The 6,472-nt window shown below is 38.4% G+C and carries 6 protein-coding genes; all 6 read left to right on the top strand.

Features of this window, described 5'->3' with window-relative positions:
* The first annotated feature begins 101 nt into the window (after nt 1-101).
* The 6 genes from E1160_RS02815 (at nt 102) to E1160_RS02790 (ending at nt 6,226) form a co-directional block, all read left to right on the top strand.
* Nucleotides 102-1,289, top strand: a complete 1,188-nt coding sequence (locus E1160_RS02815; RefSeq protein ID WP_155153478.1) for a tyrosine-type recombinase/integrase — start codon at nt 102-104, stop codon at nt 1,287-1,289.
* Between the two features lie 10 nt (nt 1,290-1,299).
* Nucleotides 1,300-2,136 (top strand): hypothetical protein, encoded by an 837-nt coding sequence (locus tag E1160_RS02810; RefSeq protein WP_155153477.1) that lies wholly within the window; start codon nt 1,300-1,302, stop codon nt 2,134-2,136.
* A gap of 94 nt (nt 2,137-2,230) precedes the next feature.
* Complete coding sequence (locus E1160_RS02805; protein ID WP_155153476.1) at nt 2,231-2,431, top strand: helix-turn-helix transcriptional regulator; 201 nt, start codon at nt 2,231-2,233, stop codon at nt 2,429-2,431.
* A 17-nt stretch (nt 2,432-2,448) separates the two neighbouring features.
* Nucleotides 2,449-2,970 carry a hypothetical protein gene (locus E1160_RS02800; protein ID WP_155153475.1) on the top strand — a complete coding sequence of 174 codons (522 nt, stop codon included), beginning with the start codon at nt 2,449-2,451 and terminating at the stop codon, nt 2,968-2,970.
* A gap of 53 nt (nt 2,971-3,023) precedes the next feature.
* Nucleotides 3,024-4,004 (top strand): tyrosine-type recombinase/integrase, encoded by a 981-nt coding sequence (locus tag E1160_RS02795; RefSeq protein WP_218048672.1) that lies wholly within the window; start codon nt 3,024-3,026, stop codon nt 4,002-4,004.
* Between the two features lie 203 nt (nt 4,005-4,207).
* A complete protein-coding gene (locus E1160_RS02790; RefSeq protein ID WP_155153473.1) occupies nt 4,208-6,226 on the top strand; it encodes an acyltransferase family protein in 2,019 nt (672 codons plus the stop codon).
* The last annotated feature ends 246 nt before the right edge of the window (nt 6,227-6,472 follow it).

The following is a 6,472-nucleotide window of genomic DNA, read 5'->3' as shown; positions in this document are numbered from 1 at the left end:
ATATACTGTCTGATGCTGTCCGATGTGGTTTAACCAAATCCTATAAATTTGGGGGCATGTCAGGGGGCATATTTTCTTAATCAATTTGGAGTTGCCCCCAAATGAAATTGACAGATGCGAAAATTAAAGCTGCAAAGCCAAAAGAGAAAACCTATAAAGTTGCAGATGGGCAAGGGATGTATCTGGAGATCACTCCGGCTGGTAGCAAATATTGGCGTTTGAAATATCGCATTCATAATAAAGAGAAACGTATTTCTTTCGGTGTTTATCCAGAAGTAACTTTGGCAGAGGCGCGAGAAAAACGTCGCCTTGCTCGTATTTTGATAGCGGATGACATAGATCCATCTCAAGAGCGAAAAAAAGAAAAACTGCAAAAACAGATTGATCAAGGCAATAGCTTTGAGGCAGTCGCCCGTGAATGGCACGCAAACAGAAGAGAACGTTGGAATCCTCGTTACGCGGCAGAAATCTTAAATCGCCTTGAACAAGATATTTTTCCTGACTTAGGTCGCTACCCCATCAAAGATATAGAACCACCGTTACTTTTGCAGGTGATCCGCAAGATTGAGAAACGCGGAGCGCAAGAATTAGCGAAAAGACAGCTTCAAAAATGCGGGGAAATTTTCCGCTATGCCATTGCTACGGGGATTTTATCCCGTGATCCATCGGCTGATATTCGGGATGCTTTGAAACCTCAAATCAAGGGGCATTTTGCGGCACTGGATACAAGAGATATCCCAGATTTTATACATGCCCTGAATTTTAATAATGCGCGGCTTTATCCGGGAACCCGAAACGCCCTCAAAATGATGATGCTTACTTTTGTCAGAACCAGCGAATTGATTAATGCTAAATGGGAAGAATTTGATTTCACGATCAATCAATGGACGATCCCTGCCCATCGAATGAAGATGAAAAAGGAACATATCGTTCCTCTGTCCTCTCAGGTTGTGGCTATCTTGGAAGAGCAGAAGAAGCTATCCGGGCAACGCGAACATGTATTCCCCAGTATTGTGCGCCCTATGACCCCTATGAGCAATAATACCATATTAGGGGCGATTAAACGCATGGGCTATAAAGGGCGCATGGCAGGGCATGGCTTTCGGGCACTGGCTATGAGTACCATCAAACAGGAGCTCGGGTGGAGGCATGAGGTAGTTGATCGTCAACTCGCCCATGCGCCACAGAATAAAATGGATAAAGCCTATGATCGTGCCGCTTTTTTGGATGATCGTAAAATTATGATGCAACAATGGGCCGATTATTTAGAGAAAAACGGGCTAAAATAGAGGGGGAATTATGTTAGGAAAGCACTATTTTGATATAGATTTAGATTCAAACTACGACTTGTATAGGTTGCCTAATTTTGGAATTTTTTGTCATCCTGTTTCTGAGGCTGCTACTATGGTTTCACGTATCATGCTTTTCCAAGGCCAGTTTGAATCCATCGATGATTTTTTGTCTTATGAAGACAGCTATTCTATTTATGATGATAAATATGATCAATCACTGCAAGCAGAAATAGAGAAGTTTAAGAAAATGTTTTTGCTTGGAATTGAGCGAAAGACATTAAAGGCGAAATTGATAAGGTATACAGAAAAAGAAGAGATTGATCCTAACAGGACGTATATCAATATGAGAAAACTTGCTGTGTGGCTTGATGATCGTGAGATCGATATTTCTGGGGATTGGTGGCAAGAATATCTTTTAAACGAAGATGATCTTATTGATGAAGCTTTGAAGGCAATTAAGCTTAAACGGTTTGAATTGGAAAACGGTAAACATGAAAGTGATGGGCTGTCTTTTGATAAGCAAATGTTAATTTTAAAGCTTAGGATTGACGAGCTAGAGAAAGAAAAGGCAAGTCTTTTTCAAGGCCGGCAGAAAAACATTGAAACTAAAAAAATTGAGAAGCCTCTGCATACTCGGGAAAAGAATACTTTATTAAAAATGATAATTGGGATGGCTGTTGAGCAGTATGGATATAATCCAAAGCAAGCGAGGAGTAGGGCTTCTAGTGATATTGTGAGCGATTTGGCTAATTGTGGTATCTCTGTTGATCCTGATACCATTAGAAAATGGCTTAAAGAAGCTTCAGATTTACTCCCACAAGACGCTTTAAATGAGGAGGAATAAACCGAATTAGGTTTGAACTAAACCGAATTCGCCCACATTTCTAAAAGAACAATATAGCTTTTCTTCATGTTCAACTGCATGAAGGTAAACAGCTATGCAAAAAGTAACACTTCCTGAAACTGGTTTCTTACGTCTGCCAGACGTTTTAAAATTCTTTCCTGTCAGTAAATCGACTTGGTGGTCGGGGATCAAAGAAGGGCGCTATCCAAAGCCCGTGAAGCTTGGGGATCGTATCTCTGCTTGGCGGGTAGAAGATATACGCCAGCTTATCCTAGATCATCATCCTGAAGTTTAATCGGGCCCTTATTCATCATGGCTAAGCGGCTTTATCCACATAATCGGGTTCGTTACTGGTGGTCTTATGATTTGGAAGGAATCTGTGATTTATTTTCAGATACCAAGCTTCATCAGCAAACCATTCGCAAATGGATCAAAGAAGGCTTAAAGGTCATAGACAATAAAAAGCCTACCTTGATTTATGGCTATGACTTGATCGCTTATCTGAAAAAGCAAAATGACAAAGGCAAGACGAAAACTGCTTTTGATCAGTTTTATTGCATGAGTTGTAAGGATGCCCGAATGCCATTTCAGAAGAAAGTTTCTGTAATTCACAAGGCTAGCCACTTACAAGCCAGCGCAATTTGCCAATGCTGCAAAACCAGAATGAACAAAACCTACAAACTTGATGATTATCAGGCTCTCCGCCGTATCTTTCAACTGGGTGACGTTTCGCAATTATATGATGCTGAAACCTTCCCCATAGAGACTCACTTGTCTAACCAAGAAAAGGACAGGACAAATGAGTCTCAAAATCAAGGGGAATTATTCTCATGACCATTAAGAAAAAACTTCCAAACCAAGACAAGTTTAACGCTGTGAATGAGCGCATGAAATATCGATATCGAAAACATTTAGCCCGTATCGGCCAACGGGATGAAAAAACGATTATTGAAAGCATAAAAAATATTCGTCAATTTGAAGCTTTCATTTCATTTAAAGGCTTTGAAAGTTTTAATGAGAAACTGGCGGATAGTTATATCAATTTTCTGACAAAGGCCCAAAAATCCTATTCAACTATTATCAATGCTTTAAGATATTTGAAGGATTTTTTGAATTGGCTGGAAAGGCAAAAGGGCTATCGCAGCAAGCTAAATTACAATCATGTTGAATATCTCAGTTTATCTCGTAACCAGCGACGCCAAGCTAAAGCCAGCGCCTACAAAAAGTCATATAGCTTTGATCAGATCATAGAGACGATTAGAAAGATGCCTGACAAAACAGAAAAGGATAAACGGGATCGGGCTTTGATTGGGTTGCAAGCCCTATGCACCCTTCGTATATCAGAATTGCGAACAGTAAAGATCAGAAACCTGATCAATGAAAACGGGCGATGGTTCATTGATGCAAATTCCCGCGATATGGAAACTAAATTTGCTAAAAGCCGGATCGTTTATTGTTTGCCCTTGCCGGATGATATTTTAGAATCTGTTCTAGCTTGGCGGGATATTCTCATCAAAAAGGGTTCTAGGGAAAGCGATCCATTCTTTCCCGTTATTGATAATCGCTTTAATACAAGAAACCTTTTAGATCAGAAAACGACTTTCAAGCCTATAAAATCCAATACGACAATTAGGGAGATATTCAAGAAAGCCTTTACTGGCGCTGGTTATGAATATCTCAATCCCCACAGCTTCCGCCATACAATCGCCAGATACGCCCAAACCCAAAGCCCTGCCTTTCTAAACGCTGTACGGCAAAACTTAGGTCACTCATCCATCGACACGACCTTAAACAGCTATGGACAGCTTTCTAGTTATGAGCAAGGAAAAGCACTGCTATCTCAGGAAAAAGGGGTTATTTGTGAATGATACATTTTTCATTTGTCAGTTTAGTCGCCGATTTAATTTGCTGAGATATGGCTTCATGCATTTCGAAGCGCGTTGAGATAATACTACAAATAATCTGTTAAATTTTAACTAGAAATACACCAATCAGGTTGCATCTCTATGCTTGAAAATCTATTTTCGGATTTATTAAAGATAATCATCTAGCTATTCGGGGTATTAAAGAATTGCAAAACACTATTACGGACCAATTCAATCCGGTTGTAGCTGGCCTTCGGGCTATTGCTGTACTTTTAGTGATACTTTTCCATTTAGAACCTAATTATTTCAACTTTGGATACATAGGCGTAGATATTTTCTTTGTTATTTCCGGGTATGTTATTACTAAGTCATTAGTTTCAGAGTATCGCTCGACTTATCGTATTAGTTTACTACAGTTTTATGTGAAACGTATCAAACGGCTGGTGCCAGTTTTAATATGCGTTGTTTTCACTTCTTTAATAGTTTTTTCTTTTTTAGGAATGCCAGAAGAGTTCGAAGCTCAAATAGTTTCATCGGTGTACGCGTTATTGGGTATTTCTAATTTCTATTTTTTTAGCCAAGGCGATAATTATTTTGAACAACATATAATTCAACCCTTTTTGCACACATGGTCATTAGGGGTCGAAGAGCAATTTTACCTTTTGTATCCGATTTTACTATTACTTTTTTTGAGAAAAAGAGGAATTAATTCAAAGTTTGTTTCTATACTTCTAGTCCTGATGATGCTCACATCGCTGGTGTGTTTTATGTTCTTTCCGAATAAAATTGTAGGAAACTTCTACATTCCGATGGCCCGTTTGTGGGAGCTCGGAATAGGTTGTTTAACTTATTTTTTATATTTGGCTAAACCTAAAATCACTATTTCGATCTGTGCAATATTGATTTTGTTAGTTCTCAGTCGGTTTGTTGATGTTGTGGATACAAATGATCGTTTTGCTGTAATCGTATCGTGTTTGTTAACAGCTTTAATAATAAAGAAGTCCGAATTTGGGAATGGTGGTGCATTTTTGAGAGTGTTGAAAACAAGGGTTTTGGTTTATCTTGGTAACATTTCATACTCTACGTATCTTTGGCATTTGCCTGTAATATATGTATCTTATTTGTATCTCTCTGGTTTGGCTTTTGCTGTTGTATCGTTTTTGGTAACTTATTCGTTATCGATAGTGACTTACCATTTCGTTGAGCAACCATTTAGAAAATCAAAAACTTTTGCTTCAAAATTGAGTTTTGCGGTGAAGTACTCACCAGTAGCTGTTATTTTATTAGGCTTCTTTGTTTATATAACTGGCCCCTCCACAGTCAGGAATGGAATTAGGGCTTCTATTATTGAAATCGCTGATTTGTCTAAGTCTTATAATATAGTTGCAAATATATACGCTCAGCAAAAACGCTCCTTTGAAAATTTGCGAGATTTTGAGTTTCTTGGGAAGGTTAGAGCGTGTCACCAAGGGGAGTTAGTCGAGAATTATTATTTTGGGAACTGCCTAATGGACCGTGGGGCAAACACTTTAGTATATGTTTTTGGTGACAGTTTTGCTGATCAGTATTTGCCTATGCTAATGCGATCTAGCCTGGATTTTGATTTGATGGTATCAACTTGGAATGGGTCTTCATTTTTTCCAAGTTTTTTTAGCGAAGAGCAAGAGATATTACAGTTTGGATTGGATGTTATCAATAACACTAAGCTAGATGGATTATATCGTAATAAGGTCGTATTTTTGGGGGCTTCCTTTAATAATCACTTTAGGAATGGAAAAACGGATCCACGTTATCCTTCTATATCTCATGTTAGTGAGGCCGATTACTATTTAGATATGGAAGAAAGGTTTGGTCGATTTATTAATAGATTGGGTGTTTCAACTGAAATTATATTGGTTACCACTCCTCCTAAGCCGCAATTCATTGAAGCACAATGTATAGTTAGAGACGCTTTGTCAGGTGGCGAAGGGAAATATGACAAATGTGCTTATCCCAAGAAGAGAGATGTGGATGAATTAGCTATGCTTAAAAGGCTTCAGGTTCAATTTTCTAATGTTAAAATTCTGGACGCGTTCGAATTTTTCTGCCCTAGAGAAGTATGTGATTTTGCAAATGAAAATGGCAATGTGATTGTATATGATAGAAATCATATAACGATTGATGCTAGTTCCTCGATGTCAGCCTACTTTGATGAATGGTATAGGGCTAACAACTTACCTCAATAGAATGTTTTGGATTAGGCAAGACAGATTAAAAATCAGTGAATTGTGATCGTAAGTGGCATTGCTTAATTCGGGGATGGTTACGAAATTGGGGTACATTTGGGGGTGTGTTTGAAAGTCTCTAGTCTATAAATGCAATAATATTAAACATTTAATGTGCAAAATATGACTCCCCCTCGCCTCCGCCAGAATCTAATCCGATACAATCCCAAAAAATCCAAAAAACATATATAAAATATAGACTTTTAT

Origin of the sequence: Curvivirga aplysinae (assembly GCF_009711445.1) — a bacterium.
GTDB classification, from domain to species: Bacteria; Pseudomonadota; Alphaproteobacteria; order UBA8366; family Aestuariispiraceae; genus Curvivirga; species Curvivirga aplysinae.
The sequence above is the reverse complement of the archived record's forward strand: the minus strand, read 5'-3'. Positions and strand labels throughout refer to the sequence as shown.